Genomic DNA, 26,294 nt, shown 5'->3' with positions numbered 1-26,294 from the left:
TGGCGGCCCCATGTCTTTTGCGTGAGGCCTTTCACGACGGTTTGCGATGGTCTATATCAGCGGCTCAAATAAAAATCGATTGGGTACGCGCCGTTTTGATGCACTTTTCGCCGCCGGATGCGGGCAACTTCAACAAGATAACGGCGATCATATGTCCGCAGGGCCACGCCTTCTCGGTTTCCGGCAAGGCAAGCCATGGCCGCGCCCGGCCCGATGTCTTTCAGCGATAGATCAAGGATGATGAACGTGGACTATATCTCGACCCGCGGCGAGGCCCCTTCCCTCGGCTTTTGCGACGCCCTCTTGACCGGGCTGGCGCGCGACGGCGGGCTCTACGTTCCCAGGGAATGGCCGCACTTCTCCAAGAAGGAGATCCGTGCGCTCAGGGGCAAGACCTATCAGGAGATCGCCTTCACCATTCTCTCGCCCTTCACCAATGGCGAGATCCCCGAGGCGACCTTCCGGGCAATGATCGACGAGGCCTACGGCACGTTCCGCCATCCGGCGATCGCGCCGCTCATTCAGACCGGGTCGAACAGCTTCGTCATGGAACTGTTCCACGGTACGACGCTCGCCTTCAAGGACGTGGCGATGCAGCTGCTGGCGCGGCTGATGGATTATGCGCTGGAAAAGCGCGGCGAGCGGGCGACGATCGTCGGCGCCACTTCGGGCGACACCGGCGGGGCGGCGATCGACGCCTTCGCCGGGCGCGAGCGCACCGATATCTTCATCCTCTTCCCGCACGGCAAGGTCTCGCCGGTGCAGCAGCGGCAGATGACGACCTCAACCTCTTCGAACGTGCATGCGCTCGCCGTCGAGGGCAATTTCGACGATTGCCAGAACCTGGTGAAGGCGATGTTCAACGATGCGGCCTTCCGCGACAAGGTCCGTCTCTCCGGCGTCAACTCGATCAACTGGGCCCGGATCATGGCCCAGATCGTCTATTATTTTACGACGGCGGTGGCGCTCGGCGGCCCGGACCGGAAGATCTCGTTCACGGTGCCCACCGGCAATTTCGGCGATATCTTCGCCGGCTACTGCGCCAAGCGCATGGGCCTGCCGATCGACCGGCTTGTCATCGCCACCAATGAAAACGACATCCTGACCCGGACGCTGAAGACCGGCCGCTACGATATGAAGGCGGTCAAGGCGACAAGCTCGCCGTCGATGGATATCCAGATCTCGTCGAACTTCGAGCGGCTGCTGTTCGAAGCCTATGGGCGCGATGCCTCGAAGGTACGCGCGGCGATGGAAAGCCTGAAGCAATCGGGCGGCTTCGAGATCGCTCCCGAGGCGCTGAAGGCGATTCGCCGCGACTTCCGGGCCGGGCGCGCCAGCGAGCGGCAGGTGGCCGAGACGATCCGCAAGACCCATGCCGCGACCGGTTATCTCCTTGATCCGCATTCGGCGATCGGCGTCTTCGTCGCGGCCAAGAACGAGAAGCCGAATACGCCGATGGTGACGCTTGCGACCGCGCATCCGGCGAAATTTCCCGTCGCCGTAAAATCGGCCAGCGGTATTGACCCGGCGCTTCCGACGTGGCTTGCTGGTCTGATGCAAAGGGAGGAGCGCTTCCAGATCATCAAACCGGAGCTGAAAGCCGTTGAGACCTTTATCGGCCAGCACGCCCGCAGCGAGACGACAGCAGGCGCAGAAAGATAGCCAATGACAGTTGAGTGCACCCGGCTCAAATCCGGGCTGACAGTAGTCACAGAAACAATGCCGCATCTGGAAAGCGTTGCGCTCGGAGTCTGGATCAAATCGGGATCGCGCAACGAGACGGAAGACGAGCACGGCATCGCCCACTTGCTCGAACATATGGCCTTCAAGGGCACGGCGCGGCGTACGGCCCGCCAGATCGCCGAAGAGATCGAGGATGTCGGCGGCGAGGTTAACGCCGCCACCTCGACCGAGACGACTTCCTATTACGCCCGCGTGCTCAAGGACCACGTGCCGCTCGCCGTCGACATCCTCGCCGACATCCTGACGGAATCGGCCTTCGAGGAGGAGGAGCTGGAGCGTGAGAAGCAGGTGATCCTGCAGGAGATCAACGCCGCCAACGACACGCCCGACGACGTGGTGTTCGACCGTTTCTCCGAGGCCGCCTATCGCGACCAGACGCTCGGGCGTGCGATCCTCGGAACGCCTGAGACCGTCGTCTCCTTCACGCCGCAGCAGATCCGCACCTATCTCGGCCGCAACTACACGACCGACCGCATGTTCGTGGTGGCGACCGGCGCCGTCGATCACCAGGAATTCCTGCGCATGGTCGAGCAACGTTTCGCCAGCCTGCCGACGCAGCCTTCGGCGCCGCCGGTCATGGAAGCGGCCCGTTATATCGGCGGCAGCGTGCGCGAGCCGCGCGACCTGATGGACGCGCAGATCCTGCTCGGCTTCGAGGGCAAGCCTTACCACGCCCGCGACTTCTACTGCTCGCAGATCCTCGCCAATATCCTCGGCGGCGGCATGTCCTCGCGGCTGTTCCAGGAAGTGCGCGAATTCCGCGGCCTCTGTTATTCCGTCTATGCCTTCCACTGGGGCTTTTCCGATACCGGCATCTTCGGCATCCATGCCGCGACCGGCGGCGAAAACCTGCCGGAGCTGGTGCCTGTCATCATCGACGAGTTGCACAAGTCGGCCAACGATATCCACCAGAAGGAGATCGAACGCGCCCGCGCCCAGATCCGCGCCCAGTTGCTGATGGGCCAGGAAAGCCCGGCCGCCCGTGCCGGCCAGATCGCACGGCAGATGATGCTCTACGGCCGGCCGATCTCCAATCCGGAGATGATGGAACGGCTGGAGGGCATCACCATCGAGCGGCTGACCGACCTCGCCGGCCGGCTGTTCTACGATACGGTGCCGACGCTTTCGGCGATCGGGCCCTTGGAGCAGCTCGCGCCGATGGAAGACATCATCGCCTCGCTTTCGGTCCCGGCGCCGAAGACGATGCAGGCCAGTTGAGCCGACGTCCGTCTGCCGGGAGTGATCGATGCCAAAATCGGTGTTTCGGTTCCTGTCGCGGCAGCCGGATGCGGTGGAGCTGGAGAATGACAAATATCTCCTGCGCCTGCCGCGCTACCAGGATTTCAACCAGTGGCACCGGCTGCGCGCCGAAAGCCGCAAGTTCCTCGAACCCTGGGAGCCGACCTGGCGGCGCGACGAGCTGACGGAAGGCGCCTACCGCGCCCGCGTCATCCGCGGCAAGCAGGAATATGCCTCCGGCCAGGCGATCCCGCTGTTCATCTTCCTCAAGGAAAACAGGACGCTCGTCGGCGGCATCACCATCGGCTATATCAGGCGCGGTGCGGCACAAAGCTGCATGATCGGCTACTGGATGGGCGAACGCCATGCCGGCCAGGGGCATATGTACGCTGCCCTTCAGTTGGTTATTCCTTACATCTTCTCCGGGCTTGAGTTGCACCGTATTGAAGCAGCCTGTATTCCAGATAACGCGCGCAGCATGCGCCTGCTTGAAAAGGCCGGGTTTCAGCGGGAAGGTTATCTGCGCGGATATTTGAAGATCAACGGTCAGTGGCACGATCACGTGATGTTCTCACGGCTCGCCACCGATACGGATAAAGGCAGGAAAACCGACAGCCGATGACCAGAAACAGCATGCTGCCCAAGTCACCGTCCGGACGAGTGATCGCGGTGATCGCAGCCCTTTTCCTGGCGGTCTTCGCCCTTTCGGCGGGCGTTTCGCAGGCGGCCGAACCGGTGAAGATTTCCCGCGACGATACCGCGCTCGACCTGACGGCGACGACCGAGATCTACGCCAACCAGGGCGAGGCCTTCCAGGTGTCCACGGCCGCCGGCGCCGACGGCATCCGCCGGCGCATCGAGGTCCGGGCGAGTTCGGAGAACCATCAGGGCGACTGGGCGGTGTTTGCGCTCGCCAACGTCTCGGAGGAACAGCTGGAGCGCGTCATCGTCGCGCCGCATTTCCGTCTGGTCAATTCCAAGCTGTTCTGGCCGGATCTCGGTTCGCAGCGCATTATCGCCATTACCCCGAGCGAAGGTTTTGCGCTCGATCGCCAGCCCAGCGACGAGGCCGACGTCTTCCGGATCACGCTCAATCCGGGCGCCGTCATCACCTTCGTCGCCGAACTGTCGACGCCGCAACTGCCTCAGATCTATCTCTGGGAACCGAACGCCTACAAGGATACGATCAACGCCTTCACGCTCTATCGCGGCATCGTGCTCGGCATTGCCGGCCTGCTCGCCGTGTTCCTGACCATCCTCTTCGTCGTCAAGGGCACCTCGATGCTGCCGGCAACGGCGGCGCTCGCCTGGGCAGTGCTCGGCTATATCTGCGTCGACTTCGGTTTCCTCGGAAAGCTCATCAGCGTCGCCTCGGCCGACCAGCGAATATGGCGCGCTTGCGCCGAAGTGGCGCTCGCCTCGAGTTTCGTCATCTTCCTCTTCACCTATCTGAACCTCAATCGCTGGCACGCCCATCTCGGCTACGCCACGCTCGCCTGGGTGCTTGGCCTTGCCCTGCTGTTCGGCGTGGCGATCTACGATCCGTCGATCGCCGCCGGGATCGCCCGGCTGTCCTTTGCGCTGACGGCGGCGACCGGCCTGCTGCTCATCATCTATCTCGGCTTCAATCGCTATGATCGCGCCATTCTGCTGGTGCCGGCCTGGGCGCTGACGCTCGTCTGGCTGTTCGGGGCGTGGCTGACCGTGACCGGGCGGCTGGACAACGACATTATCCAGCCGGCGCTCGGCGGCGGCCTGGTGCTGATCGTGCTCCTGATCGGCTTCACCGTCATGCAGCACGCCTTTGCCGGCGGCGCCTTTCAGCAGGGACTGTTTTCCGATCTCGAGCGACAATCCCTGGCCTTGACCGGCTCCGGCGATATGGTGTGGGACTGGGATGTGGCGCGCGATCGCGTCGTCACCATTCCCGACGTCTCGGTCAAGCTTGGTCTCTCCCCCGGCACCATGCACGGGGCGGCGCGTAACTGGCTGCCGCGGCTGCATCCCGACGACCGCGACCGCTTCCGCGCCACGCTCGACGTGCTGCTCGAACACCGGCGCGGCCGGCTGAACCACGAATTCCGCATCCGCGCCGAGGACGGGCATTTCCATTGGCTCTTGATCCGCGCCCGGCCGGTGCTCGGCTCCAACGGCGAGATCATCCGCTGCGTCGGCACGATCGTCGACGTCACCGAGCAGAAGAATTCCGTCGAGCGGCTGCTGCATGATGCGCTGCACGACAATCTCACCGGCCTGCCGAACCGGCAGGTCTTCCTCGACCGGCTGCAGTCGGTGCTGGCGCTGGCGCCGGGCGGCGAGACGCTGCGCCCGACTGTGATGGTGATCGATATCGACCGCTACAAGCTGGTCAATGATTCCCTCGGGGTTGCCGCCGGCGACAACATCCTGATTGCGCTGACGCGGCGGCTGCGGCGTCTGATGAAGCCGCAGGACACGCTGGCGCGGCTTGCCGGAGACCAGTTCGGCCTCATCCTGGTCTCCGAGCACGATCCGGCCAAGGTCGCCGATTTCGCCGATGCTGTGAGCAAGGCGATCATGGTGCCGATCAATTTCGCCAATCGTGAGATCATCCTGACGGCCTCGATCGGGCTCGCCTCCTGGGTGGACCGGCAGGAGAGCGCCAGCGGCCTGCTCAGTGATGCGGAGCTTGCGATGTATCGGGCAAAACGGGCCGGCGGCAACCGCGTCGAGCCGTTCCAGCCGGCTTTCCGCGACTTCGGCACCGACCGGCTGCAGCTCGAAACCGATCTGCGCCGCGCCATCGAGCGCAGGGAATTGTCGATGGTCTACCAGCCGATCGCCCGGCTTGAAGATGTCGAGGTCGCCGGCTTCGAGGCGCTGATGCGTTGGGAGCATCCGAAACGCGGCAATATCCCGCCGTCGGAATTCATTCCGCTTGCCGAGGCGTCCGACATCATCGGTGCGCTCGGCATGTTCGCGCTCGAACAGGCGACCAATGACCTGATGAGCTGGCAGAACCAGACCGGCGAACTGCCGATCTTCGTGTCGATCAACCTGTCGAGCGTGCAGTTGCTCAACAACGAGCTTTACGACGACGTGCGCTCGGTTCTCGCCAAGACGCATTGCGCGCCCTCGCGGCTGAAGCTGGAACTGACGGAATCCATGGTGATGGAAAACCCGGAACAGGCCCGCCTGGTTCTGCAGAAGCTCAAAGAGGCCGGCATCGGGCTGGCGCTCGACGATTTCGGCACCGGTTATTCCTCGCTTGCCTATCTCACCCGCTTCCCCTTCGACACGATCAAGCTCGACAAGGCGCTGGTGCGTGACAGCAGCGACAAGAAGGCGACCGTGCTGCGGTCGGTGATATCGATGGCGCGCGAGCTCGAGATGAAGGTGGTGGCCGAGGGGATCGAATCCAACGAGGACGCGATCGAGCTTGCCAAAATGGGCTGCAGCTACGGACAGAGCTATCTGTTCGGCCCGCCGATGCCGTCGGAATCGGTGCTGCGGCTGCTTCGCGACCGGTTTCCCCTGACGAAACGGGCGTGATCACCGGCAATGATCTCCCTAGAATGGCGATTGACCGGCGGCCGGCAATATGCGCCACTCGCTTATCATATAAGGAATTTGCGATGCTCAAACTTCTGCTCGCCCTGTCGATCGGCGTCTTTTTCGTTTCGCCGCTTCAGGCAGGTGACGTCCATCCCGTCATGAAAGCCTGCGTGCCTGGGGTGAAGCATTGTGAACGATGGACCCAGGAATTCCAGACGGCGCTGGCGCTGGCACAGAAGGGCGATCATGCCGCACAGCAGACCGTGGCTTTCTGCCTGTCTTCCGGATGCCATGGCGCGGTGGTCGTCGACAAGGTCGCCTCCTGCAGCTGGCATCTCGTCATCACCAATTCAGGTGCGGCCACCGTGCTCGACCGGTCCAACCTCAGGAACACCTGCCGGCCGATGACGCCGGCTCAGAAGGACGAAGCCCGTGCTCACGCCGGCGAGCTCGTCCGCAAGATCTACAATCGTGACATGGCCGCGACCGACCCGATGTAAGCCTGGCCGCCTCCGGCGCTCGGCAACGCCGACGTAAATAAAATCTCATTGCCCTCCAGGCTTTGGCCGCTATTCTCCTCGCAACAAAATCGGGAGGACAATAATGATCCTGCACTGCGTGTTCCTGCGGCTGAAGACGGCGCTGACGATGGACGACAAGCAATCGCTGTTCGAGGCGATCGTCGCGCTGAAACAGGTCATCCCCGGCATATTGGATATCAAGTACGGACCGAATGTTTCGCCCGAAGGCCTGCATGCCGGCTTTGTCGACGGTTTTGCCGTGACATTCGAAAGCGCCGAAGCGCGGGATGCCTATCTCATCCATCCCGCCCATGTGGCCGTCGGCGAGCGTATCGTCTCCTCGACGGACGGCGGCCTTGCCGGCATCCTGGTCTTCGACCTCAATCTCTAGCGTAGGAAGCGCGCCGCTTGATTCAAAGCTTCATGCGACGCCCTTTCAGAGCGGCCAGCCTTTAGCTCGATTTCGCCATGGCGGCGGCGAGTTGATCGACATTGTAGCGGAACATCTTCTCATAGGTCGGCGCCGGACCCTTGGCGTCGGAGAGCGATTCAACATAGAGCTCGCCGCCGGGCTCGGCGCCGGTTGCCTTGGCCACCTGCTTGACGAGGCGCGGATCGTTGGAATTTTCGAAGAAATAGGCCTTCACATGCTCGCTCTTGATCTGCTCGATCAGCTTGGCGACGTCGGCGGCAGACGCTTCGCTTTCGGTGGACAGACCGAGCGGCGCGAGGAAGCTGACATTATACTCGCGGCCGAAATAGCCGAAGGCATCGTGGCTGGTCAGCACCTTGCGGCGGTCGTCGGAGATCTTGTCGAATTTCGAATGGGCATAGGCGTTCAGTTCATCCAGCTTCTGCGTGTACTTCTCGGCATTGGCCTTGAAGGCTGCGGCATCGGCCGGATCGGCCGCCGACAGCGCCTTTTCGATATTGGCGACCCAGACCTTGACGTTGACGGGACTGTTCCAGACGTGCGGGTCGGTGATCTCAGCACCGTCCTCCTCCATGGTGCGAGTGGCAATGCCTTCGGACACCATGACCGGCTTGCCCTTGTAGCCTGAGGCGGTGATCAGCCTGTCCATCCAGCCTTCCAGCCCTTCGCCGCTGACGAAGGTGACTTGTGCCGCCTCCAAATTCTTCGCATCGGCGGGCGACGGTTCGAATTCGTGGGGATCGCCGTTCGGACCGACGAGGCTCGTCACCTTCACATGGTCACCGCCGACCTCCTTGACGACATCAGCAAGCACGGTGAAGGACGCAACCACCTTCAGCGTTTCGGCCGAGGCGGGCGCGGCCGAGAGCGCCATGAGTGCAGACAGTGCAGCGGCGGAGAGAAACAGTCTGGGCGGGTTCATCGAAGTCTCCTTGTGGTCAGCCCTTCAGATGCGGGCGGGGAAAGAGGCGCCGGGCGATGCCGGAGGGCGCGAAAAGGATCGAGAAGGCGTAGATCACAGCTGCCGTCATGATGATCGTCGGGCCGGAGGCAAGCTCGAGATGGTAGGAGGCGATAAGGCCGAAATAGCCGGAGGCGGCGCCGGTGGTGGTGGCAATCAGCATCATCACGGGCAGGCTGCGCGACCAGAGCTGGGCGACGGCGGCCGGCAGCATCATCAGACCGACCGCCATCAGCGTGCCGAGCGCCTGAAAGCTGGCGACGAGGTTCAGCACGACGAGCAGCAGGAAGAGGACATGATAGACCGGGCCGCGGCCGCCGACGGCGCGCAGAAAACCCGGATCGAAGCATTCGGCCACCAGCGGCCGGTAGATGGCCGCGAGGACGACCAGCGTCAGCGAGGTGATCGCGCCGATCTGATATAGCGCCGGCGCATCGATCGCCAGGATGGTGCCGAAGAGCACATGCAGCAGATCGATGTTCGAACCGCGCAACGAGACGATCAGCACGCCGAGCGCCAGCGACGCAAGGTAGAAGCTGGCAAAACTTGCATCTTCCCTCAAAACAGTCATGCGGCTGACGGCGCCGGACAGCAGCGCCACCGACAGACCGGCGACAAGGCCGCCGATGCCCATCGCCGTCAGCGACAGCGAGCCGGCGACGAGGTAACCGATCGCCGCCCCCGGCAGGACCGCATGGCTCATGGCGTCGCCCATCAGGCTCATCCGTCGCAGCATCAGGAAGACGCCGATCGGCCCCGAGCCGAGCCCGAGGCAGAGGCAGGCGACGAGAGCCCGGCGCATGAAACCGAAATCGGCAAAGGGCGCGAGGAAGAGATCATAGGCCGTCATGCCGCCGGCGCCTCTTGGGATTCGCAGGCCGCGGCATCCTCGTCCCAGCGCTCGGCCATGGCGCGCGCCTGCAAAAGATTGGCCGGCGACATGACCTCGGAGGTCGGGCCCCAGCCGACCAGTTCGCGGGCAAGCAGCAGGGTTTCGGGGAAATGGCCGCGGACGAGATCGAAATCGTGAAGCACGGCAATGACCGTGCGGCCCTCGCCATGCCAGCGCAGGACGAGATCGACGAGATCCCTGGTCGTGCGGGCATCGATTGCCGTGAACGGTTCGTCGAGCAGGATGATGCGGGCATCCTGCAGCAGCAGCCGGGCAAAAAGCACCCGCTGTAACTGTCCGGCCGAAAGCGAACCGACATGGCGCCGGCCGAAGCCTTCGAGACCGACCGCCGACAGCGCCTCGCCCGCCCTTTTCACATCGGCCGCAGTGATCCGGCCGAAGGCGCCCGATGTCTTCCAGGCGCCGAGCATGACGGTGTCGATGGCCGAGATCGGAAAGCGGCGGTCGATCTCGGCCGCCTGCGGGAGATAACCGAATTCCGCCCGCCCGAGCCGATGCTCGACCCTGCCCTCGGCCGGGCGAAGCTCGCCCATGATCGCCTTCAACAGCGTCGACTTGCCCGCCCCGTTCGGCCCGGCAATCGCCGTCAGGCTGCCCGGCGCAAAGGCGCCGGAGACATGATGGACGGCGGGATGCCTGTCATAGGCGACGGTGAGATCGTCGAGACGGATCAACGGCGTCATGGCAGCAGAACCGCCAAATGGATGGTGAGCCAGAGGACGGCAATGACCAGTGCCACGCCGAGCACCCTCGATAGGGCCGATTGTCCCATGAGGCTGATGGGAAGGCGATCGGGGTTTCGCGGCATGGCTCGTCCTACAATGTAATAACATTACGGTTATGTTATAACGATTGCGGCAAGATTGAGGCGGGAGCTCGTCCTGATTTGTTATGATGGGACAGGGAGGTGCGGCTATTTGACAGCCAAAACTGTCGACCGCGCTACGTCGATTTCAACCTGGGTAGCCATCACAGCGGCCCCTCATCCGCCTGCCGGCACCTTCTCCCCGCTCGCGGGGAGAAGGGGATACGCCGCGACCTCTCCGTTCCCAGTTACCTTCCGCAGGGCACGTCCCCTCTCCCCGTTTTTACGGGGAGAGGGTTAGGGTGAGGGGCAGTTTTGTGCCCAATGCCTACCGAAACTCAGAGCAGCTCCAGCATCGCCGCCGCACCGGAAACCGTCGCCTGGCCAGGGCTTTCCTCGACGTTGAGGGACTTCACCACGCCGTCTTCGACCAGCATCGAATAGCGCTTGGAGCGCAGGCCGAGGCCGCCGGCGGAGAGGTCGGCTTCGAGGCCGACGGCCTTGGTGAAGGCGGCGTCCCAATCGGCGAGGAAGTGGATCTTGCCGAGGCCGCCGGAGGATTGCGCCCAGGCGCCCATCACATGCCAGTCGTTGACGGCGAGAACGGCGATGTCGTCGACGCCCTTGCCGAGGATGGTATCGCGGTTTTCGAGATAGCCCGGCAGGTGGTTCAGCGAGCAGGTGGGCGTGAAGGCGCCCGGCACGGCAAAGAGCACGACGCGCTTGCCGGCGAAGAGCTGCTCGGTGGTGATTTCGACCGGGCCGTCGGCGGTCTTTTCCTTGAAGGTGGCGGCAGGAAGCTTGTCGCCGATCGCGATGGTCATGGTTTTCTCCTCGGGTTCTGTGGGTTCGGGCTGTGCGGCGGGCGCCGCCGGGGATGGGGCGACTATAAGTGCCGATCAGTCAAAGGCAAGCGTGGTCTCCATCGCCCTGTCGCCATCGATGACAAGCACGTCCCAGCGCTTGCCTGAAATATCGTAATCCTTGGGCAGCCTGCCGATTGCCATATCGGTCTTGAAGGTGGCGCCATCGCGTTTGCCGCCGCTCTGCTTGGTGAAGGCATAACCGCTCGGGCCGGTGACGATGATATCGGGGGCGCTCTTCCCGTCACCCGGCAGAGCGAGCGTCAGCGACAGCGTCTTCCTGTCAGGTGAGATCGCATGCGCCGTCACCTTGAAATCATCCGAAGGCGGCTTCGGCAGCGTCGCATCAGCGGCCGCAAGGATCGCCTCTTCCTGCGGATGCGACTGCATGGCACGGCCGAGCTTCAGGCTCAAATTCGCCTGGAAGGGAATGCAGATATCCTTGCAGATGCCGATGAAGACGGCGGCGTCGATCTTCACCTCGCCTTTGCCGGCCGCTGTCAGGGACAGCGGCAGCGTCACCGGCGCGTCATAGGCGATATCCTCGATCCCGCCGTTGAAAAAATGCTTCGGCACGGGATAGCCAATGGCGTCGAGCGTGACGCCGGTCGCCGGCGCTATGGTGACCTGAGGCGGAATGCCACTGTTGCCGGGTTCGCGCCAGTAGGTGATCCAGCCGGGTTTCGGCTCGATCTGCAGGCCGGCGCGAATTTTGCCGCCGGCATCCGGCGCCAACGCCACGAGGCGCATGCGGCCGCCCTCGGCCTCGGCCCAGGCGCTCATTTCCGCATGGGCCTGGCAAAGGGGCATAAGAACAGCGGTCCCTGAGACGGCCGCAATTAAAAACCTGCGCGGGACCAAGCTAATAATCATCATGGAACAACGGTTTACCGAAAGTGCTCTCCGGCCGCCAGAAGCCGCGCCCATTTAAATCTTCATTTTCGGTTGATTGATTTGTGACATTGGCCCATCTTTCTCTTGTCGGGGCCTTGGTGCGGTCTGGCAGCAGGAGGAACGATGTCCTTATCGACGCTGAAGAACAGACGGGAACGCGGCTTCTTCGATGGCCAGTTCCTCATCGCCATGCCAGGCATGGAAGACCGCAATTTTGCGCGCACGGTGATTTACATCTGCGCGCATTCGGATGCCGGCGCCATGGGCTTCGTCATCAACCGGCCGCAGAGCCTCACCTTTACCGACGTGCTCCTGCATCTCGACATGATCAAGCAGGAAGAACCGATCGTGCTGCCGCAGCGGGCGCGTGACTTCCCGATCCAGACGGGCGGCCCGGTGGAGAGCGGCCGCGGCTTCGTGCTGCATTCGGACGATTATGCCAGCGACTCCTCGATCCCGGTCAGCGACGACATCTGCCTGACGGCGACGCTCGACATCGTGCGCGCCATCTCCAAGGGCGCCGGGCCGAAGCGCGCGACCATGCTGCTCGGCTATTCCTCCTGGGCGGCCGGCCAGCTCGAAAACGAGGTCGCCAACAATGGCTGGCTCACCTGCCCGGCCAATGAGGAACTCATCTTCGACCGCAACCTCGATGACAAATACGAGCGGGCGCTTGCCGGCATGGGCATCAACGCCGCCATGCTATCGGCCGAGGCCGGCCACGCCTGACGGTCGCGGCTCCCTGGCGGTCGCGGCTCCCTGGCGGTCGCGGGAACGAATAGCCGCCAGTGACGTTCCCTTTCCGCGCGGACGACAGGTCCGACGCCGAAGCATGGAGACATCACAGATGGGTAGCACCAGCGACAAGATTTCAGGCAAGGCAAACGAAATTGCCGGCAAGACCAAGCAGGCCGCCGGCAAGGCCACGGGCAATCGCGACATGCAGGCCGAGGGCGACGTCCAGGAAGCCAAAGGCAAGGGACAGGTCGCAACAGGCAAGGTCAAGGACAAGCTCAAAGGCGCCGTCGACCGGCTCTGAATCACCAGCTCAACCCGGATGAACCATGCCTGCCGCGCACGCACGCGGCGGGCATTTTTCATCCGCCCCCTGCTTTGCAGAGATCAAAACGATGAAACTCTTTGCCTGCGACAATTGCGATCAGGTCGTCCACTTCGATAACCGGCACTGCGTCCGCTGCAATCACCGTCTCGGCTTCCTCCCGGGCGACCTTGCCATGCATGCGCTGGAGCCGCGCGACGAAATGGTCTGGCAGCTCGTTTCCGACCCCGACCGGCACGTGCGCTTCTGCGCCAATGCCGGCCTCGACATTTGCAACTGGCTGGTAGACGTCGAGAGCGACGGTGAATTCTGCACCGCCTGCCGCCACAACCGGCTGGTTCCGAATACCGACACTCAGGACGGCATCGATCGCTGGCGGCGCATCGGTCAGGCGCAGCGTCATCTGTTCTATTCGCTCTTGCGCTGGAAGCTGCCGCATCCCGATCGCGGCCAAGATCCGCAAGGCGGTCTGGTCTTCGATTTCCTCGAAGATTCCCTGCAGGGCAACGGCAATGTCGTGCCGGCCATGACCGGTCATGAGGAAGGCCTGATCACCATCCGCGCCGCCGAAGCCGACGACGCGACGCGCGAACAGGCGCGCAGCTCGATGAACGAGCCCTACCGCACGCTGCTCGGCCATTTCCGCCACGAGGCCGGCCATTTCATCTGGAACAAGCTGGTGCGAGACCAGAACCGCCTCGACGATTTCCGCGCCGTCTTCGGCGACGAGCGGTTGGATTATGCGGCCGCCCTGCAAAACCACTATTCCAACGGTCCGCCTTTGGGGTGGCAGAGCAATTTCATCAGCGCCTATGCTTCGTCGCACCCCTGGGAGGATTTTGCCGAATGCTTCGCGCATTACCTCCACATCGTCGACACGCTGGAGACCGCCCGCGCCTTCGGCATCGCCATCGATCCGCGCGGCCACGAGGAAATAGCAGGCGAGGTCGATTTCATTCCCTATAGGGCGAAGAGCGCCGAGCAACTCGTCAGCGCCTGGGTGCCGCTCAGCATCGCGATCAACGCCATCCAGCGCAGCATGGGCCAGCCCGACGCCTATCCCTTCGTGCTCTCGTCGCCCGTCGTCTCGAAGCTCGAATATCTGCATCGGCTGATCCAGGCCGCAGCAACGGCGCCGCTGCAGTGAGACTGGGACGTGGACTCATTGACGCGCAGCCTTCGGAGGACCCGTACGCCATCGCACCGACCGCTCGTCGGCATCCACGGAAAGAACGGGAAGGGATAGGGAAGAAACTGCTGAACGAGGGCGCTCCAGAATCTGGAACCCGAACCAGCCGCAATGACTGGTGCGACAAGCGGGATATTCGCTGCCCGATATCGCACAGGAACTTGGCCGCTTCCGCTTTGTTAGAGCGGCAGGAAAGCACGGACGTTCCCCCTGTGCGATCCCGTGTAGTCAACACCCTGCCCCGCTTCGGCGGGGCCTCTTTTTCGCCGACCGAGAATTTGAGAAATCTTGCTACCTATTCCAACCCATCCCAATAAGTCTTGCCGGCCGCTCATCGACTAACATGTTGGCACCGATCAGGCGCTCGTATTCTGCCTCGGGGGCGCCGTACGACGCGCCAGCAACATCCAGAAGAATCTGGCGGTTTAAAATTCGCACGTTGCCTCGCGTCGATTTGATTGCGTGCATTCCTTCCAGGATGTGCAATTGATCGGTCACACCGGAACGTCTGACCCCAAGCATCAAGGATAAAAATTCGTGCGTAAGGGGCATGTCGTCGACGACAATACGGTCATGGCACATGAGTAACCAGCGAGCCAATCGCTGGTGCATTTTGTAGCGCCCCGCCGCCAAGGCCGAGTGCGCCAGCTGCAATTCCCTGGTTTGAACGTAGCGGAGGAAGGTGAGATGGGTTTCGCGATCAGCCATGAGAGAGAGAAAGCGGCTGGTCGACAACTCAAGGCCAGAGCCCGCAACCTGCATGAAAGTTCTGTTCGGCGTTCGATCGGTTCCGAGCAGTACGGGATATCCGCTGATACCTTCGTATCCGATATGGCCGACCTCCAGACTGTTTCGATCTGAACTCACAGCTACCATAGAGGCCAAGCCGCTCTCGATGAAATAGATGCGCTCGATTGGCTTCCCGGATTCAACCAGCGGACGGCCAACTGGGAGTTCAACGCGTTTTAGATGGGGCGCAATGTGCTCAAAAGCATCCCCAGGAAGCCGGAGCAGCAATCTGTTCGTTATCCCCCTCTGAATTATTTTGGGCATGGCTCGCCTCCTTTGATGGGCTCCACATCATCTCTTTTAAACGCGGGGAATAACAAATCGAAACAATCTCGCCGGGAGAGCAGGACATCTGTGCGTATCCGCGCAGTACCGCGGAAAGTGTTTGATTTCGATGGCAATTGCAAAATGGGCAACTGGCAGCATCGGGCTTCACTGGCGCAGGCCGCCCGATGCACTGCCCCGCTATTGCGTTTGAGGAAATCATTTCTACCTGATACGGCGATCCTGTATCTTTCTTATCGGCGGCCGTGAGAGTCGTTCTGGCGCCAACTGGAGTAAATTATGGGCTTGGGTGATGGACAAGTGCAGGCCACCGCGGGCTCTCGGCCTCCTTACGAGGCCGCGGCCTTTCTTGCGGCCATCATCGAATCGTCAGATGATGCCATTGTCAGCAAGAGCTTGTCCGGCGTTATCACGACGTGGAACAAAGGTGCCGAGAGAATATTCGGATATTCTGGAGACGAGGTAATAGGCCAGCCTATCACCATCATCATCCCGAACGATCGCCTCGATGAAGAACCGGCCATACTTAACCGCATTCAAGCAGGCGAGCGCGTCGATCACTTTGAAACGGTAAGGCGGTGCAAAGACGGCAAACTGATCGACATCTCTCTGACAATCTCCCCGATCAGAGACGCCAGCGGCGAAATTGTCGGAGCGTCCAAGATTGCCCGCGACATCTCGGAGCGGAGGCGGGCAGCCGAACATCGGGAACTGCTCCTCAGGGAAATGCATCACCGGGTAAAAAACCTGTTCGCAATCATCGGCAGCATTCTCACCCTCGGCGCCCGGTGCGCGGCTACGCCAGGCGATCTCGCCTCCAGCACGATGGAGAGGCTCATGTCTCTGGCCCGCGCACATGAGATAACGTTGCCAAGTCTAACGGAACATTCCGTTGTAGATCAGCCAGCCACGCTGTTTCAGCTTCTCTCGAACATCCTTGCGCCATATGGCCGCGATGATAATCAGCAATGGAATTTCCATGGGGATGACGTCGAGGTAGGCCAGGCGAAGATCACCAACCTCGCGCTGCTGCTTCACGAACTCGCGACGAACTCGGCAAAGTACGGAGCGCTCTCTGTCGACGGCGGGGCCGTCGAGATCACAACCGCACTCGCGCCCGACACCGTGGAGTTCGTTTGGCTTGAAACGAACGGACCGCCCCCCGCGGATCCAAGTCCGGCTTCTTCCGGCTTTGGAACCATCCTGGAGCAAAGGATAGCTCGGAGCCTTAACATTGAAATCGAGCGGTCATGGACGCCAGCAGGACTATCCATTCGGCTTTCTCTCCCGCGCCTGGCGATCATGTAGGTTTGGCCCGAGACCGTAATCAGTGGACGCAGCTGGGGCCCGACCCGCAACGATTGCCCGACCGAAGTCGAATAGGGGGATGGCCGCCCAACGCACAGGAGATACGATGCTCGGGGTTTAGCAAGTTATCGCTGAGCAGCCCGCCCCTATGATAGGGAATGTTGCTGCAAGTAGAAGTCAATTTGTGTTCTCGTGCGAAACCAAAAAATAGACCCGCTGGTTGAACCAACCTGCGACTCAATATTGCAAAGAGAGGGACCGGCTCTGCCGAGCGCCCCAATGAACAATCCAGTCTCTCAAATTACGCGTTTGTCAATTGTATACTTTATTGTCAAAAGAAATCTAATAGGGAAGATACTTTATACGACGCACAAGCGGCGTCAGTACACCCCACCTTTCTGCCCCGCCTCGGCGGGGCTTCTCTCCCACTACCATGGGCTGCTGGTGGAACCTTGTTGCGTTACTGCGGTTACAGCTATTCAGATCCGATCTTTCCGTTGAACGCCTTGGCCCCGCTTAACGGGGCCTTTTTTGTCTGGTTTCGTACAGGAACCGCCGCGACGGAATCAGGTTAGCTCATCGGATCGCGGGAGGAAGGTTACCGCGAAGTGCCCCTCCTCTTAGCATGCGCCCCAAGAGTCGGGTCGTGCGGAGGCTCTGGTCAGCTCCCAAGCGACGCTCCGCGCGGCCCGGCGCCTGGAAAAATTGGCTGCATTGGACGCCATGTCATGTGCATCAAATGCCGGCTCTCCTTCATGGCCAGATAACTGTCAGTGATGTGACGTGGACGTCGGCACGTTGACCTGCAGCGAATGACTGTTATCAAACTTCATGATCAGCAGCGTGACCAGCTCTTCGCGCGTCTTATGTCCTTCGTTAAATAGGTCGACTGCCGCGCTGCAAAGCAGCTGCATTGCTTGTTCCGTTGGCGCGGCGTGATTATGCAGGAACCAAGTCCGAACAGCATCTGAAATCACGTTCACATCTGCCAGCTGAAGTGAGAGACTGAAGTCCGCCATACCATTCTCCTCAAGCGCCGCAACAGTTCGCTCGGAGCGCACGAAGAAAACAATAGTGCATCAAACTCTTAGGGCCAACCGTCTGTGCGGTTTTGACATTTGCTGGCGAGAGTGCGCCTTTATCCATCACTCCACTGAGTTGGAGCAATTCGCCGGTCAGCTTTCAAGCGACGCTCCGCGTTGCCGCATTCCCCGACGTTCCCATAAAGCAGTAGCCGTGATGAGCGCACATCGCGCTCATACTCAACGTCGAACCGGCGCTTGCCTTTGGCAGACATGGGCGTCACTATCTTAGGTCAATCTGTAACGAAATGGCCGGAAATTTTGAGGGAGAGAATGGCCCTCGGGCGGCTCGCATTTTCCCTGTCTAAGCGCTCTCGCGAAGAGTCCTGGTCTCTCCGCGGATGGGCCATCGCCGTCGCCGCGATCAGCACCGGGGGCGCGTTGCTCACGGGCGCACTGGCGGGCTGGTACTCCTGGCACGAGCAGAAAGCGCGGCTCGACCAGAGCATGGTGGCGACGACACGCGCCATCATCAAGGCCACCGAATATGAACTCGATAAAGTCGTCGCGCTGGCCCGCGGGCTAGCGATCGCGCCGAGCCTCCAAAGCGGCGATATCAATTCGTACGAGAAACGCGCGCGCGCGCTCATCCAGCCGTTCGGATATTTTTTCGTTTTGACCGACTCGGGCTCTTCGAAGGATCTCTTCGATACGACTGTCCCACCGGGCACTGGATATCCGGTTCTGCCGTCCGAGTGGATGCGGGACCTCGAAAATATGCAAACGCCTATCGTACGGCCTCTCTTCCAAAGACCCGCAGATGGCATGTGGACGGCCTTGTGCAGATGACAACCTCCTTCCCGCAGGGCAAAAATTATGTGATCTCATTGGGCGTCCCTTACGAGCGGTTTCAGCGCATCATCGATGAACAGCAACTCCCGCCCGAATGGTCGCCCGTTCTCATCGATCAAGAAGGGAAAATCGTCGCGCGCCGGCTAAATCCGAAAAAATTCATCGGAGCCAAAGCTGCAAACCCACAATTTAAGAACCAAGCCAGCCTAGACATTACGTATGACGGCAGAGAGCTTGAGGGTTTTAAAACGGCGAACGCCAGAAGCCGTTCCGAAAAGTTTGGCTGGACGGCAGCGGTCGCTGTACCCCGGTCGCTACTGCTGCAAGAGTTCTTGGGTCCGGCGGCGTTTGCGGCGCTCACTGGATTCTTCGTCTGTCTGGCGGCGCTCGGGACAATCGGACTGCTTGTATCGCGCCTGATCCGGGACGTTCGGGTTCTCTCGAAAGCAGCCGAGCAACTTTCCGAACGGCAGGTCGTCCAAGCGGGGGCAATGCACATCACCGAACTAAAGGGGGTCGCAACCGAAATCCAACACGGAGCGAACGACTGAAAGAAAACGGCGAGCGCATGGAGGTCATGGTCGCGGAACTTCAGCACCGCACCGAAACTTGATCGCCGTCGTGCGCTCAATTGCCAGTCAAACCATGGCGATAACCGGTCCGACTGAGGCCTTTCAAGATGAATTCAGTCGTCGGCTCGAGGCTCTCGGACGGGTTCAGGGACTGTTGTCCCGGGCGGATCAAGAACCGATCACGATTCAATCGCTTGTCGCAATGGAGCTTGACGCGCTTGGCGCCAAGGATATGCCTGACCGCATCCAGCTCATTGGGCCCGAGGTTCGTATCCAGCATTGGATCGTACAGACGTTCGCCCTCGCTCTCCATGAACTCGCGACCAATGCGCGCAAGTACGGCGCGCTTTCCACTGACAAAGGTGACCTGAAGGTGACTTGGCGGACGTATTCCGACCAAAAGACGCAGAGGCTTCACCTCGAATGGCTTGAAACTGGCGGCAACGGAAATGGCCACCAGGCAAACGGCTCAGGTGGGTACGGCCGTGAGCTCATCGAGCGAGCGCTGCCGTATAGCCTCAACGCAAAGACGTCATTTGAGCTAGGTGAGAACGCGCTGCATTGCTCTATCGACATGCCGTTGGATCGCAGCAGAAGCCGGAGGCGCGACTCATGACTACAACCCTCGTCGGACGGCGACTGCTGATCGTGGAAGACGAATATTTGATCGCTCGGGATCTCGCCCAGTTATTACGGAGCGGTGGCGCAGAGGTTATCGGGCCCGCTGCCACGGTTGATGCAGCCCTGGACCTGATCGATGAAAACCCGTCTCTCGACGGCGCGGTCCTCGACATCAACCTTCAGGGGGAGATGGCCTATCCGATCGCCGACGTGCTGACCAAACGCGGGGTACCCTTCGTATTCGCTACCGGATATGACGACGCCACTATTCTGGGTCGCTATAGGGATATTCCCCGATGTGAGAAGCCAGTGGCTGTACTGAAGATTGCTCAATCGCTTTTCTGATTTTCGCGTTCGTAAAGCGGCGCCATCTGTGCCTACCCGCCCAGGCGTCGATATCGGCTGATAGCACATCGGGTCATGTCGATTGCGGGCTTTGCTCTGCCCTTCGAAAACAGCAAGATTCCCACCCTGTCCGCTACAGCAGAAGTGCTAGCGTCAATCGTTGGGAGGGTATCATCCTTTCTGCTCGATCGAATATTTTATCATCATCATCGCGGCTGCCTTGTTGAGCAACAGATCGCGCTCGTCGGCCAGATCCTGTTCGAAACGCTCGCAGAGCTTTTCATAGACTTCAAACAGCGCCCTGGCCTCATCATGCCCGCGATACCTGCTCTCCAGGCGAGTGATTGTCGACTTCAGCTCGTCTACAGTTGGTATGGAAGCCACACTCGCCTCCTGAACAAAAGATCTCACGGTCGAGACAGATATGTGGAAAGTTTCAGGCGTGACAATGTTCATGTCGATGAAGCCCCCCTGGGGTCGCGATTGGCTGGGACGTCACCACGCATTCCGTCATCCTCGGCCTTGAGCTGCCTTGAGCCGAGGATTCACGCCCCAGCTGCTGGTTGTCGCGTGGATGCTCGGGTCGAGCCTGGTCCAGCCCGAGTATCCCTTAAAACGAAACCGCCTTACCCTTCTTGAAAGGCTCCATGCCGCGGCGCGCGAGTTCATCTGCACGTTCGTTTTCCGGATGGCCGGCATGGCCCTTGACCCAGTGCAGCGTCACCTTATGGCGGTTGCGGGCTTCTTCCAGCGCCTGCCAGAGCTCGGCATTCTTCACCGGCTTCTTGTCCGATGTCTTCCAGCCGTTTTTCTTCCAGCCGGAGATCCACTTGGAGATGCCGTCCTTGACATAGGCGCTGTCGGTATAGAGGTCGACCTCGCAAGAGCTCTTCAGGGCCTGCAGCGCCGAGATCGCCGCCATTAGTTCCATGCGATTGTTGGTCGTCTCCGCCTCGCCGCCGCAAAGCTCCTTTTCCACCTCGCCGTAGCGCAGCACCGCGCCCCAGCCGCCGGGACCGGGATTGCCGGAGCATGCGCCGTCGGTGAAGATATCGACATGTTTCATAGGCTCAACCCGTATTCGGCGGCCGAACCGATCTGGCGGTGGAAGCGCAGCTTGCGCAGATATTCGAGCGGATCTTTCTTGGTGACCATGGCGCCTTCCGGCGTCATCAGCCAGTCATAGAGCCGGGTCAGGAAGAAGCGCAGCGCCGAGCCGCGCGCGAGCACCGGCAGGGCGGCGATTTCTTCACCGCTCATCGGCCTGATGCTCTGGTAACCATCGAGCATCGCCATGCCTTTGGTGATGTTGTAGGCGCCGTCCTTCTCGAAGCACCAGGCATTCAGGCAGATCGAGACGTCATAGGCGAGCAGGTCGTTGCAGGCGAAATAGAAATCGATCAGGCCGGAGAGCTCATCACCCAAAAAGAAGACGTTGTCGGGGAAGAGGTCGGCATGGATGACGCCGGACGGCAGGCTCTTCGGCCAGACGGCGGCGAGAAAATCCAGCTCATTGCGGATCTCGCCCTGCAGGCCGGGCTCGACCTCATCGGCACGCGCCTCGGATTTCTCCCAGAGCCCCCGCCAGCCGTCGATCGACAGCGCGTTGGGGCGCTTCAGATCGAAGCCCTCGCCCGCCACATGCATCTCGGCCAGCGCCTTGCCGACCTCGCGGCAATGCTTCGCCTCCGGCTTCCTCAGCCACATCCCTTCGAGGAAGGAAATCAGCGCGGCCGGGCGGCCGGAGAGCGAACCGAGCAGCGCGCCGTCGCGGCGCGGCAACGGCAGCGGGCAGGAGAGGCCGCGGGCCGAAAGATGCTGCATCAAGCCGAGGAAGAACGGCAGGTCGCGCTTTTCCACGCGCTTCTCATAAAGCGTCAGGATCAGCGGGGCCTTGGAAGTATGCAGCAGGAAATTGGAGTTTTCGACGCCTTCGGCAATGCCCTTATAGGAGAGCAGCGTGCCTGCATCATATTCCGTCAGGAACCATTTCAGATCGTCTTCGGCGATATCGGTGTAGACTGCCAAGTGAGGTCTCGTCTCTGTATTGTGGATGGTAGATGACCGGGACGCGGGTGGCGGCCTAGCCGTTGACGAAGGCCATGTCGGCCGCCGTCAGCTCGATGCTGCGCAATTCGCGATTGACCAGGAAGTTTTCGGTTTCCTGCACCGTCTCGGCCAGCTCGACGCGGGCATCGAAGCGGGCGCGGAAGGCTTCGATGATCTCGTTGACGATCACCTCAGGCGCCGAGGCGCCGGCGGAAAGGCCGAGCGTCGAAATCGCGCCGATTTCCTCCCAGCCGAGCTCGGCGGCGCGCTGCACCAGGATCGATTTCTTCGCCCCTGCCCTCAGCGCCACTTCGACGAGGCGCTTGGAATTGGACGAATTCGGCGCACCGACGATGATGAAGAGATCGCAGCCGGGGGCTGCCTGCTTCACCACTTCCTGGCGGTTGGTCGTGGCGTAACAGATCGAGTCCGCCGCCGGCGCAGTCAAATTCGGGAAGCGCTCCTGCAGGCGGGCAATGACGCCGGCCGTATCATCGACCGACAGCGTCGTCTGGGTGACATAGCCGAGATTGTCGGGATCGGCGGGGGCGTAGGCGTCGGCATCCTCGATGGTCTCGATCAGCGAAACCGCGCCTTCCGGCAACTGCCCCATCGTGCCGATCACTTCGGGGTGGCCGGCGTGGCCGATGAGGACGACATGGCGGCCAAGGCGATTGTGGCGCATCGCCTGCTTGTGGACCTTGGAAACCAGCGGACAGGTGGCGTCGAGATAGAAGAGATTGCGGCTCACCGCATCCTCCGGCACCGATTTCGGCACGCCATGGGCGGAGAAGACCACCGGCTGGGCGCGATGCTCGGCCGGGATCTCGTCCAGTTCCTCGACGAAGACGGCGCCCTTTGCCTCCAGTCCTTCGACGACATAACGATTGTGGACGATCTCGTGGCGCACATAGACCGGCGCGCCATAGGATTTCAGCGCCAGCACGACGATCTGGATGGCGCGGTCGACTCCGGCGCAAAAGCCGCGAGGGCCGCAGAGCCTGATCGTCAAGGGAGGTTTCGCCGCAATATTCATGTCCGTTCCGTCAAAATTCCATCCAGCGTGGGAGTAAGGGACCTCTAGCCCAATATGGCCGGGAATTGAAGCGATACTATTGCCGCGGCGCCTTGCCGGGTTTTCGGAACCAGGAGATCGCCACCACGGCGACGAGCACGGCGGCAAGTCCGTACCAGGTCAGGGCATATTGCAGATGATCGTTCGGCAGATCGACCTGGGTGACGCCGCCGATCGGCAGGCCGGCCGGGTTGGACGTGGAATCGGCATCGACGAAGAACGGGATGACGCGCGCCTTCTCCAGACCGACGCTCTCGGCCATGACGTCGAGATCCTTCCAGTAGAAGATGTTCTTGCGGACGTCGTTGTCAGGCACCAGCCAGGAGGGCTTGCCGGCAAGTTTGGCGCGCGCCAGGCCCGTGACCGTCTGCTGATCCGTCAGCTGGCCCTGCACGCGCATTTCGGGCTCCTTGTTCTCATAGGGAACGAAGCCGCGGTTGACGAAGAGGATGCGCCCGTCGGCAAGCTCGAGCGGGGTATATACGTAAAAGCCGGTCTGGCCGCGCCAGGTGGCGAAGAAGTGCCGTTCCTTGTTGTTGATATAGCGGCCGGTGGCAGTGACCTTACGGTATTCGATATCGCCGCCGGAGGCCGCCAGTACCTCGATGTCGGCGAGCGGCACCGGCGCGGCAGCCTGGCGCGCGGCGATATCGGCGAGCAGGCCTTGCTTCCAGTGGAGGCGCTGCAGCTGCCAGGTGCCGAGCGACAGCAGGATGGCCAGCGCAATCAGCACCAAAATGCCGGTTATCACAGGCAGCCGGCGGCGCGGGGCGGCGCGATCGATGTCAGTCACTCAGACGTCCTTCGCGGGCATTGTGGCGGTACTGCATGGCAATCAGGATGCCCTTGAACCAGCGCAGCGTCAGAAGCGACAGGATGATCGTCAGCGGCCCGAAGATGAGGATATGCACCCAGATCGGCGGCCCGTAATTGACCTGCAGCCACAGAACCATGCCGATGATGATGAAGCCGACGATCAGGATGACGAAGACGGCGGGACCGTCACCGGAATCGGCGAAGGAATAGTCGAGGCCGCAGGAGGCGCAGCGCGGCTGCAGGCCCAGCAGGCCATTGAAAAGTTTGCCATGGCCGCAGCGAGGGCAGCAGCCCTTGATACCGGTTTTTACCGGATCTAGAGGGGGAAATTGCGCGCTGTCGTCGCTCATGCTGCTCCTCTGTACGGCCACTTGCGGCCGCGGCATTTTCGATGCTGCCTTAACTCTCCCATAAAGTATTCGCATCCCGAATGGAAATGCCTGCGCGGTTTCGCCGCTGCATAATTCCTCCGATCGGAATCGATGTGAGGAATGATGCAGCAATTCAAGGCGTTACGGCGTCCTTTGCGTGTCTGAGAAGACACGCGGCGCTGTAATGATTCGCGCCAAACAGAAGAAGAAGACTGATGACCAATGACAGCCATGCCGGACAGATCATCATCCTGAACGGGGCGCCGAGAAGCGGCAAATCCAGCATTGCGCGCGCGATTCAGGACGAATTCGAAGGTCCGTGGATCAACCTCGGCGTCGACGCCTACAACAACATGACGCCGAAGCGCTACCTGCCCGGCATTGGCCTGAGGCCCGGCGGCGAGCGCCCGGATCTCGAGGCGCTCGTGCCGTTCCTCTACGCAGCCCTTTACGAATCGATCGCCATTCATGCCGGCCTGGGGCTCAATGTTGTGGCGGATCTCGGCCATCACGACAGCTACTCGCAGCCGCTCGGTATTCTCGCCGATTGCGCCCGGCGGCTGGAGGGGTATCCCGTGCTGTTCGTCGGCGTGCGCTGTCCGATCGAGAGCATCGTGCAGCGGCGCGAGATCAAGCAAGAGGGGCGCGAGACACTTTATGCAAGAGCATCCGAAGACGTGCCGGTCCCAGAACCGGTGCAGCGCTGGCAGGATGAGGTGCATCGGCCTGGCATCTACGATATGGAGGTCGATACGTCGGTGCTGACCGCGCTGGAATGCGCCGAAGCGATCCGCCACCAACTCGACCTCGGCATACCCGCCCCCTCGGCCTTCGAACGGATCGCTGGCGGACGTTGATGGCGATAAATCGTCAACAGCTGTAGGAGGCGTTTGGCAATCAAGGTCGCATTGCCTCCCGCAGCACTTCTATGGTCTCAATGACAGATCGCCCTTCAACCTGGGGCGGCTTCGCGCGCTCGCAAAACTCGCGCCAGACAAACAACGTTAGTTCCGCGCCGTCCGTCGGGGTTTCCCCCCGACCGTCAGCAAAATTCTGCAGCACGCGATAGCGGCTGTCTTTCCAGAACAGTTCCTCCACCCAATCATAGATCGGGATGATATGAAAATGGATGGGATAGCCGGGAGAATGTCCATATCGGCCGATATAAACGCGCTGCGCTCCAAATTTCCGCTTCAGTAGGTCCTGAGCTGTCGCCAGCAACGGACCAAGCTCTTTCAACGCGGCCTCGGACAAATCGGAAAGATCGTTCGTATCCGTCTTGGAGCTGATCATGAGATAGCCGGGAAGAGCGGAATTCATCCGATGGTTCACCAACCATCCATCCGTCTCGGCAATATGAAAACGATCGGGGATCTGCAAATTGCCTACTCCTCTGCGAATTCGGGAATTCTAGGGATGGAGCATTCTTGATCTCTTCCGGATCATGCAAATGCTTTGTCGATGCCCAAGCATGGGATGAGTGTCCGCCTCTGACCAATTGCACGTCCCACTCTCCATTAGGCTCAGGTTTGACCGACTTGACCCGAGCATCGACGCCGAGTTCGGCAGCAAATGACACCATGACCTCTTCCGGGTGCGAAGCTGGGGCCGAAAGCTAAGAGACCATCGACATCTCTGCCATTTGCCGACGACGATGCGCCCCGCCCATCCGGGTAATATCAATGTGATCAATCGCGGCGTAGTGTTCCATTTGGCTTTGAGAGGAGGATGCTATGCCTACCATATTGGCCTACCACGACGTCAAGGACGTCAAGCATTGGCTCACTTCACCGCGCCGCAAAGAGGTCTTCGAGCCCCTCGGCTGCACAAACATTCGTACATTTGTCGATCCACAGGCGTCCAATCGCGTTGGCCTCGTCATGGACGTTCCCGACATGGGCCGCCTGGAGGAATTTATGAAGTCCAAGCAAGCGGCGGATGCGATGGATTATGACGGAGTGTTGCCGGAGACCTTGGTGATTCTCACTCAATCGTAGCGGGACGTCAGGGGCCGCGCCGTGGATTAAGCCCTGC

30 protein-coding genes are annotated in these 26,294 nt (G+C 61.1%); 16 read left to right on the top strand and 14 right to left on the bottom strand.

Annotated features, from left to right (window positions below):
• Positions 1–237 precede the first annotated feature (237 nt).
• The 6 genes from thrC (at position 238) to NXC14_RS05060 (ending at position 7,428) form a co-directional block, all read left to right on the top strand.
• Entirely contained in the window at positions 238–1,662 is a 1,425-nt protein-coding gene (thrC, locus tag NXC14_RS05085; protein ID WP_085777233.1) for a threonine synthase, read from the top strand.
• A 3-nt stretch (positions 1,663–1,665) separates the two neighbouring features.
• Positions 1,666–2,961 (top strand): pitrilysin family protein, encoded by a 1,296-nt coding sequence (locus NXC14_RS05080; RefSeq protein ID WP_085777232.1) that lies wholly within the window; start codon positions 1,666–1,668, stop codon positions 2,959–2,961.
• 28 nt (positions 2,962–2,989) lie between these two features.
• Positions 2,990–3,604, top strand: a complete 615-nt coding sequence (locus tag NXC14_RS05075) for a GNAT family protein (protein WP_085777231.1) — start codon at positions 2,990–2,992, stop codon at positions 3,602–3,604.
• Positions 3,601–6,513 carry a sensor domain-containing phosphodiesterase gene (locus tag NXC14_RS05070; protein WP_085777230.1) on the top strand — a complete coding sequence of 971 codons (2,913 nt, stop codon included), beginning with the start codon at positions 3,601–3,603 and terminating at the stop codon, positions 6,511–6,513. The genes NXC14_RS05075 and NXC14_RS05070 overlap by 4 nt, the downstream gene beginning before the upstream one ends.
• An 83-nt stretch (positions 6,514–6,596) precedes the next feature.
• A complete protein-coding gene (locus NXC14_RS05065; RefSeq protein ID WP_085777229.1) occupies positions 6,597–7,016 on the top strand; it encodes a hypothetical protein in 420 nt (139 codons plus the stop codon).
• 103 nt (positions 7,017–7,119) lie between these two features.
• Entirely contained in the window at positions 7,120–7,428 is a 309-nt protein-coding gene (locus NXC14_RS05060; RefSeq protein WP_085777228.1) for a Dabb family protein, read from the top strand.
• A gap of 61 nt (positions 7,429–7,489) precedes the next feature.
• Here the strand turns inward: NXC14_RS05060 and NXC14_RS05055 are convergent, their stop codons facing one another.
• The 5 genes from NXC14_RS05055 to NXC14_RS05035 all read right to left on the bottom strand — a co-directional run bounded on the left by NXC14_RS05055 (position 7,490) and on the right by NXC14_RS05035 (position 11,888).
• On the bottom strand, positions 7,490–8,392 hold the full coding sequence (locus NXC14_RS05055; protein WP_085777227.1) for a zinc ABC transporter substrate-binding protein: 903 nt from the start codon (positions 8,390–8,392) through the stop codon (positions 7,490–7,492).
• A gap of 16 nt (positions 8,393–8,408) precedes the next feature.
• Entirely contained in the window at positions 8,409–9,281 is an 873-nt protein-coding gene (locus tag NXC14_RS05050; RefSeq protein ID WP_085777226.1) for a metal ABC transporter permease, read from the bottom strand.
• Positions 9,278–10,027 (bottom strand): ABC transporter ATP-binding protein, encoded by a 750-nt coding sequence (locus NXC14_RS05045; protein ID WP_085777225.1) that lies wholly within the window; start codon positions 10,025–10,027, stop codon positions 9,278–9,280. The genes NXC14_RS05050 and NXC14_RS05045 overlap by 4 nt, the downstream gene beginning before the upstream one ends.
• Positions 10,028–10,487: 460 nt before the next feature.
• On the bottom strand, positions 10,488–10,973 hold the full coding sequence (locus NXC14_RS05040; RefSeq protein ID WP_085777224.1) for a peroxiredoxin: 486 nt from the start codon (positions 10,971–10,973) through the stop codon (positions 10,488–10,490).
• A gap of 75 nt (positions 10,974–11,048) precedes the next feature.
• Complete coding sequence (locus NXC14_RS05035) at positions 11,049–11,888, bottom strand: protein-disulfide reductase DsbD domain-containing protein (RefSeq protein ID WP_198175502.1); 840 nt, start codon at positions 11,886–11,888, stop codon at positions 11,049–11,051.
• A gap of 141 nt (positions 11,889–12,029) precedes the next feature.
• Between NXC14_RS05035 and NXC14_RS05030 the strand changes: the two genes are divergently transcribed.
• From NXC14_RS05030 to NXC14_RS05020, 3 genes are all read left to right on the top strand, one after another.
• Entirely contained in the window at positions 12,030–12,635 is a 606-nt protein-coding gene (locus NXC14_RS05030) for a YqgE/AlgH family protein (RefSeq protein WP_011424313.1), read from the top strand.
• Positions 12,636–12,753: 118 nt separating this feature from the next.
• Positions 12,754–12,945: a CsbD family protein gene (locus tag NXC14_RS05025; RefSeq protein WP_064800933.1), complete on the top strand. Its 192-nt coding sequence runs from the start codon at positions 12,754–12,756 to the stop codon at positions 12,943–12,945.
• Positions 12,946–13,036: 91 nt separating this feature from the next.
• Positions 13,037–14,113, top strand: coding sequence for a putative zinc-binding metallopeptidase (locus NXC14_RS05020; RefSeq protein WP_085779985.1), 1,077 nt, complete (start codon positions 13,037–13,039; stop codon positions 14,111–14,113).
• Positions 14,114–14,446: 333 nt separating this feature from the next.
• Here the strand turns inward: NXC14_RS05020 and NXC14_RS05015 are convergent, their stop codons facing one another.
• The gene (locus NXC14_RS05015; protein WP_085777223.1) at positions 14,447–15,208 is read right to left on the bottom strand and encodes a Crp/Fnr family transcriptional regulator; all 762 of its coding nucleotides are present in this window, start codon (positions 15,206–15,208) and stop codon (positions 14,447–14,449) included.
• Between the two features lie 300 nt (positions 15,209–15,508).
• Between NXC14_RS05015 and NXC14_RS05010 the strand changes: the two genes are divergently transcribed.
• Positions 15,509–16,537 carry a PAS domain S-box protein gene (locus tag NXC14_RS05010; protein WP_085777222.1) on the top strand — a complete coding sequence of 343 codons (1,029 nt, stop codon included), beginning with the start codon at positions 15,509–15,511 and terminating at the stop codon, positions 16,535–16,537.
• Between the two features lie 770 nt (positions 16,538–17,307).
• On the opposite strand, the gene NXC14_RS05005 is transcribed toward NXC14_RS05010, so the two are convergent.
• On the bottom strand, positions 17,308–17,556 hold the full coding sequence (locus NXC14_RS05005; RefSeq protein WP_085777221.1) for a hypothetical protein: 249 nt from the start codon (positions 17,554–17,556) through the stop codon (positions 17,308–17,310).
• A gap of 267 nt (positions 17,557–17,823) precedes the next feature.
• On the opposite strand from NXC14_RS05005, the gene NXC14_RS05000 reads away from it, so the two are divergent.
• Genes NXC14_RS05000 through NXC14_RS04985 form a run of 4 tightly spaced genes read left to right on the top strand, consistent with a single transcriptional unit; the run spans position 17,824 to position 19,949 of the window.
• The gene (locus NXC14_RS05000; protein WP_157131375.1) at positions 17,824–18,408 is read left to right on the top strand and encodes a hypothetical protein; all 585 of its coding nucleotides are present in this window, start codon (positions 17,824–17,826) and stop codon (positions 18,406–18,408) included.
• Entirely contained in the window at positions 18,399–18,962 is a 564-nt protein-coding gene (locus NXC14_RS04995; protein WP_198175501.1) for a hypothetical protein, read from the top strand. Before NXC14_RS05000 ends, NXC14_RS04995 begins: the two co-directional genes overlap by 10 nt.
• Before the next feature lie 58 nt (positions 18,963–19,020).
• The gene (locus NXC14_RS04990) at positions 19,021–19,599 is read left to right on the top strand and encodes a sensor histidine kinase (RefSeq protein WP_245362129.1); all 579 of its coding nucleotides are present in this window, start codon (positions 19,021–19,023) and stop codon (positions 19,597–19,599) included.
• Positions 19,596–19,949, top strand: coding sequence for a response regulator (locus NXC14_RS04985; protein ID WP_085777218.1), 354 nt, complete (start codon positions 19,596–19,598; stop codon positions 19,947–19,949). Before NXC14_RS04990 ends, NXC14_RS04985 begins: the two co-directional genes overlap by 4 nt.
• A gap of 171 nt (positions 19,950–20,120) precedes the next feature.
• On the opposite strand, the gene NXC14_RS04980 is transcribed toward NXC14_RS04985, so the two are convergent.
• The 6 genes from NXC14_RS04980 to NXC14_RS04955 form a co-directional block, all read right to left on the bottom strand.
• Positions 20,121–20,405 (bottom strand): hypothetical protein, encoded by a 285-nt coding sequence (locus tag NXC14_RS04980; RefSeq protein ID WP_157131374.1) that lies wholly within the window; start codon positions 20,403–20,405, stop codon positions 20,121–20,123.
• Positions 20,406–20,559: 154 nt separating this feature from the next.
• On the bottom strand, positions 20,560–21,015 hold the full coding sequence (gene rnhA, locus NXC14_RS04975) for a ribonuclease HI (RefSeq protein WP_085777216.1): 456 nt from the start codon (positions 21,013–21,015) through the stop codon (positions 20,560–20,562).
• Positions 21,012–21,977, bottom strand: coding sequence for a homoserine kinase (locus NXC14_RS04970; RefSeq protein WP_085777215.1), 966 nt, complete (start codon positions 21,975–21,977; stop codon positions 21,012–21,014). The genes rnhA and NXC14_RS04970 overlap by 4 nt, the downstream gene beginning before the upstream one ends.
• A 55-nt stretch (positions 21,978–22,032) precedes the next feature.
• Positions 22,033–23,034 carry a 4-hydroxy-3-methylbut-2-enyl diphosphate reductase gene (ispH, locus tag NXC14_RS04965; protein ID WP_085777214.1) on the bottom strand — a complete coding sequence of 334 codons (1,002 nt, stop codon included), beginning with the start codon at positions 23,032–23,034 and terminating at the stop codon, positions 22,033–22,035.
• A gap of 76 nt (positions 23,035–23,110) precedes the next feature.
• The gene (locus NXC14_RS04960) at positions 23,111–23,866 is read right to left on the bottom strand and encodes an SURF1 family protein (protein WP_085777213.1); all 756 of its coding nucleotides are present in this window, start codon (positions 23,864–23,866) and stop codon (positions 23,111–23,113) included.
• Positions 23,859–24,239 carry a DUF983 domain-containing protein gene (locus tag NXC14_RS04955; protein ID WP_085777212.1) on the bottom strand — a complete coding sequence of 127 codons (381 nt, stop codon included), beginning with the start codon at positions 24,237–24,239 and terminating at the stop codon, positions 23,859–23,861. The genes NXC14_RS04960 and NXC14_RS04955 overlap by 8 nt, the downstream gene beginning before the upstream one ends.
• 236 nt (positions 24,240–24,475) lie before the next feature.
• Here NXC14_RS04955 and NXC14_RS04950 point away from each other — a divergent pair, with 236 nt between their 5' ends.
• Positions 24,476–25,117: a chloramphenicol phosphotransferase gene (locus NXC14_RS04950; RefSeq protein ID WP_085777211.1), complete on the top strand. Its 642-nt coding sequence runs from the start codon at positions 24,476–24,478 to the stop codon at positions 25,115–25,117.
• Positions 25,118–25,157: 40 nt separating this feature from the next.
• Here NXC14_RS04950 and NXC14_RS04945 read toward each other — a convergent pair whose 3' ends face one another.
• Complete coding sequence (locus tag NXC14_RS04945; RefSeq protein ID WP_085777210.1) at positions 25,158–25,640, bottom strand: HIT family protein; 483 nt, start codon at positions 25,638–25,640, stop codon at positions 25,158–25,160.
• Positions 25,641–25,993: 353 nt separating this feature from the next.
• Here NXC14_RS04945 and NXC14_RS04940 point away from each other — a divergent pair, with 353 nt between their 5' ends.
• The gene (locus tag NXC14_RS04940) at positions 25,994–26,257 is read left to right on the top strand and encodes a hypothetical protein (protein WP_085777209.1); all 264 of its coding nucleotides are present in this window, start codon (positions 25,994–25,996) and stop codon (positions 26,255–26,257) included.
• The last annotated feature ends 37 nt before the right edge of the window (positions 26,258–26,294 follow it).

Origin of the sequence: Rhizobium sp. NXC14 (assembly GCF_002117485.1) — a bacterium.
In the GTDB taxonomy this organism is placed as follows: domain Bacteria; phylum Pseudomonadota; class Alphaproteobacteria; order Rhizobiales; family Rhizobiaceae; genus Rhizobium.
Note: the sequence above shows the minus strand (reverse complement) of the source record. Positions and strands in the feature narration are given on the sequence as shown.

Excerpts from the sequence above, each read along its gene's own strand:
- NXC14_RS05035 (WP_198175502.1), bottom strand. The coding sequence starts at position 11,888 with ATGATGATTATTAGCTTGGTCCCGCGCAGGTTTTTAATTGCGGCCGTC.
- rnhA (WP_085777216.1), bottom strand. The coding sequence starts at position 21,015 with ATGAAACATGTCGATATCTTCACCGACGGCGCATGCTCCGGCAATCCC.
- NXC14_RS05060 (WP_085777228.1), top strand. The coding sequence starts at position 7,120 with ATGATCCTGCACTGCGTGTTCCTGCGGCTGAAGACGGCGCTGACGATG.
- NXC14_RS04985 (WP_085777218.1), top strand. The coding sequence starts at position 19,596 with ATGACTACAACCCTCGTCGGACGGCGACTGCTGATCGTGGAAGACGAA.
- NXC14_RS05015 (WP_085777223.1), bottom strand. The coding sequence starts at position 15,208 with ATGCCCAAAATAATTCAGAGGGGGATAACGAACAGATTGCTGCTCCGG.
- NXC14_RS04980 (WP_157131374.1), bottom strand. The coding sequence starts at position 20,405 with ATGAACATTGTCACGCCTGAAACTTTCCACATATCTGTCTCGACCGTG.
- NXC14_RS05075 (WP_085777231.1), top strand. The coding sequence starts at position 2,990 with ATGCCAAAATCGGTGTTTCGGTTCCTGTCGCGGCAGCCGGATGCGGTG.
- NXC14_RS04950 (WP_085777211.1), top strand. The coding sequence starts at position 24,476 with ATGACCAATGACAGCCATGCCGGACAGATCATCATCCTGAACGGGGCG.
- NXC14_RS05065 (WP_085777229.1), top strand. The coding sequence starts at position 6,597 with ATGCTCAAACTTCTGCTCGCCCTGTCGATCGGCGTCTTTTTCGTTTCG.
- NXC14_RS05055 (WP_085777227.1), bottom strand. The coding sequence starts at position 8,392 with ATGAACCCGCCCAGACTGTTTCTCTCCGCCGCTGCACTGTCTGCACTC.
- NXC14_RS05070 (WP_085777230.1), top strand. The coding sequence starts at position 3,601 with ATGACCAGAAACAGCATGCTGCCCAAGTCACCGTCCGGACGAGTGATC.
- ispH (WP_085777214.1), bottom strand. The coding sequence starts at position 23,034 with ATGAATATTGCGGCGAAACCTCCCTTGACGATCAGGCTCTGCGGCCCT.
- NXC14_RS04955 (WP_085777212.1), bottom strand. The coding sequence starts at position 24,239 with ATGAGCGACGACAGCGCGCAATTTCCCCCTCTAGATCCGGTAAAAACC.
- NXC14_RS05025 (WP_064800933.1), top strand. The coding sequence starts at position 12,754 with ATGGGTAGCACCAGCGACAAGATTTCAGGCAAGGCAAACGAAATTGCC.
- NXC14_RS05005 (WP_085777221.1), bottom strand. The coding sequence starts at position 17,556 with ATGGCGGACTTCAGTCTCTCACTTCAGCTGGCAGATGTGAACGTGATT.
- NXC14_RS05040 (WP_085777224.1), bottom strand. The coding sequence starts at position 10,973 with ATGACCATCGCGATCGGCGACAAGCTTCCTGCCGCCACCTTCAAGGAA.
- NXC14_RS04940 (WP_085777209.1), top strand. The coding sequence starts at position 25,994 with ATGCCTACCATATTGGCCTACCACGACGTCAAGGACGTCAAGCATTGG.
- NXC14_RS05050 (WP_085777226.1), bottom strand. The coding sequence starts at position 9,281 with ATGACGGCCTATGATCTCTTCCTCGCGCCCTTTGCCGATTTCGGTTTC.
- NXC14_RS05020 (WP_085779985.1), top strand. The coding sequence starts at position 13,037 with ATGAAACTCTTTGCCTGCGACAATTGCGATCAGGTCGTCCACTTCGAT.
- thrC (WP_085777233.1), top strand. The coding sequence starts at position 238 with ATGATGAACGTGGACTATATCTCGACCCGCGGCGAGGCCCCTTCCCTC.
- NXC14_RS05045 (WP_085777225.1), bottom strand. The coding sequence starts at position 10,027 with ATGACGCCGTTGATCCGTCTCGACGATCTCACCGTCGCCTATGACAGG.
- NXC14_RS05080 (WP_085777232.1), top strand. The coding sequence starts at position 1,666 with ATGACAGTTGAGTGCACCCGGCTCAAATCCGGGCTGACAGTAGTCACA.
- NXC14_RS05010 (WP_085777222.1), top strand. The coding sequence starts at position 15,509 with ATGGGCTTGGGTGATGGACAAGTGCAGGCCACCGCGGGCTCTCGGCCT.
- NXC14_RS05030 (WP_011424313.1), top strand. The coding sequence starts at position 12,030 with ATGTCCTTATCGACGCTGAAGAACAGACGGGAACGCGGCTTCTTCGAT.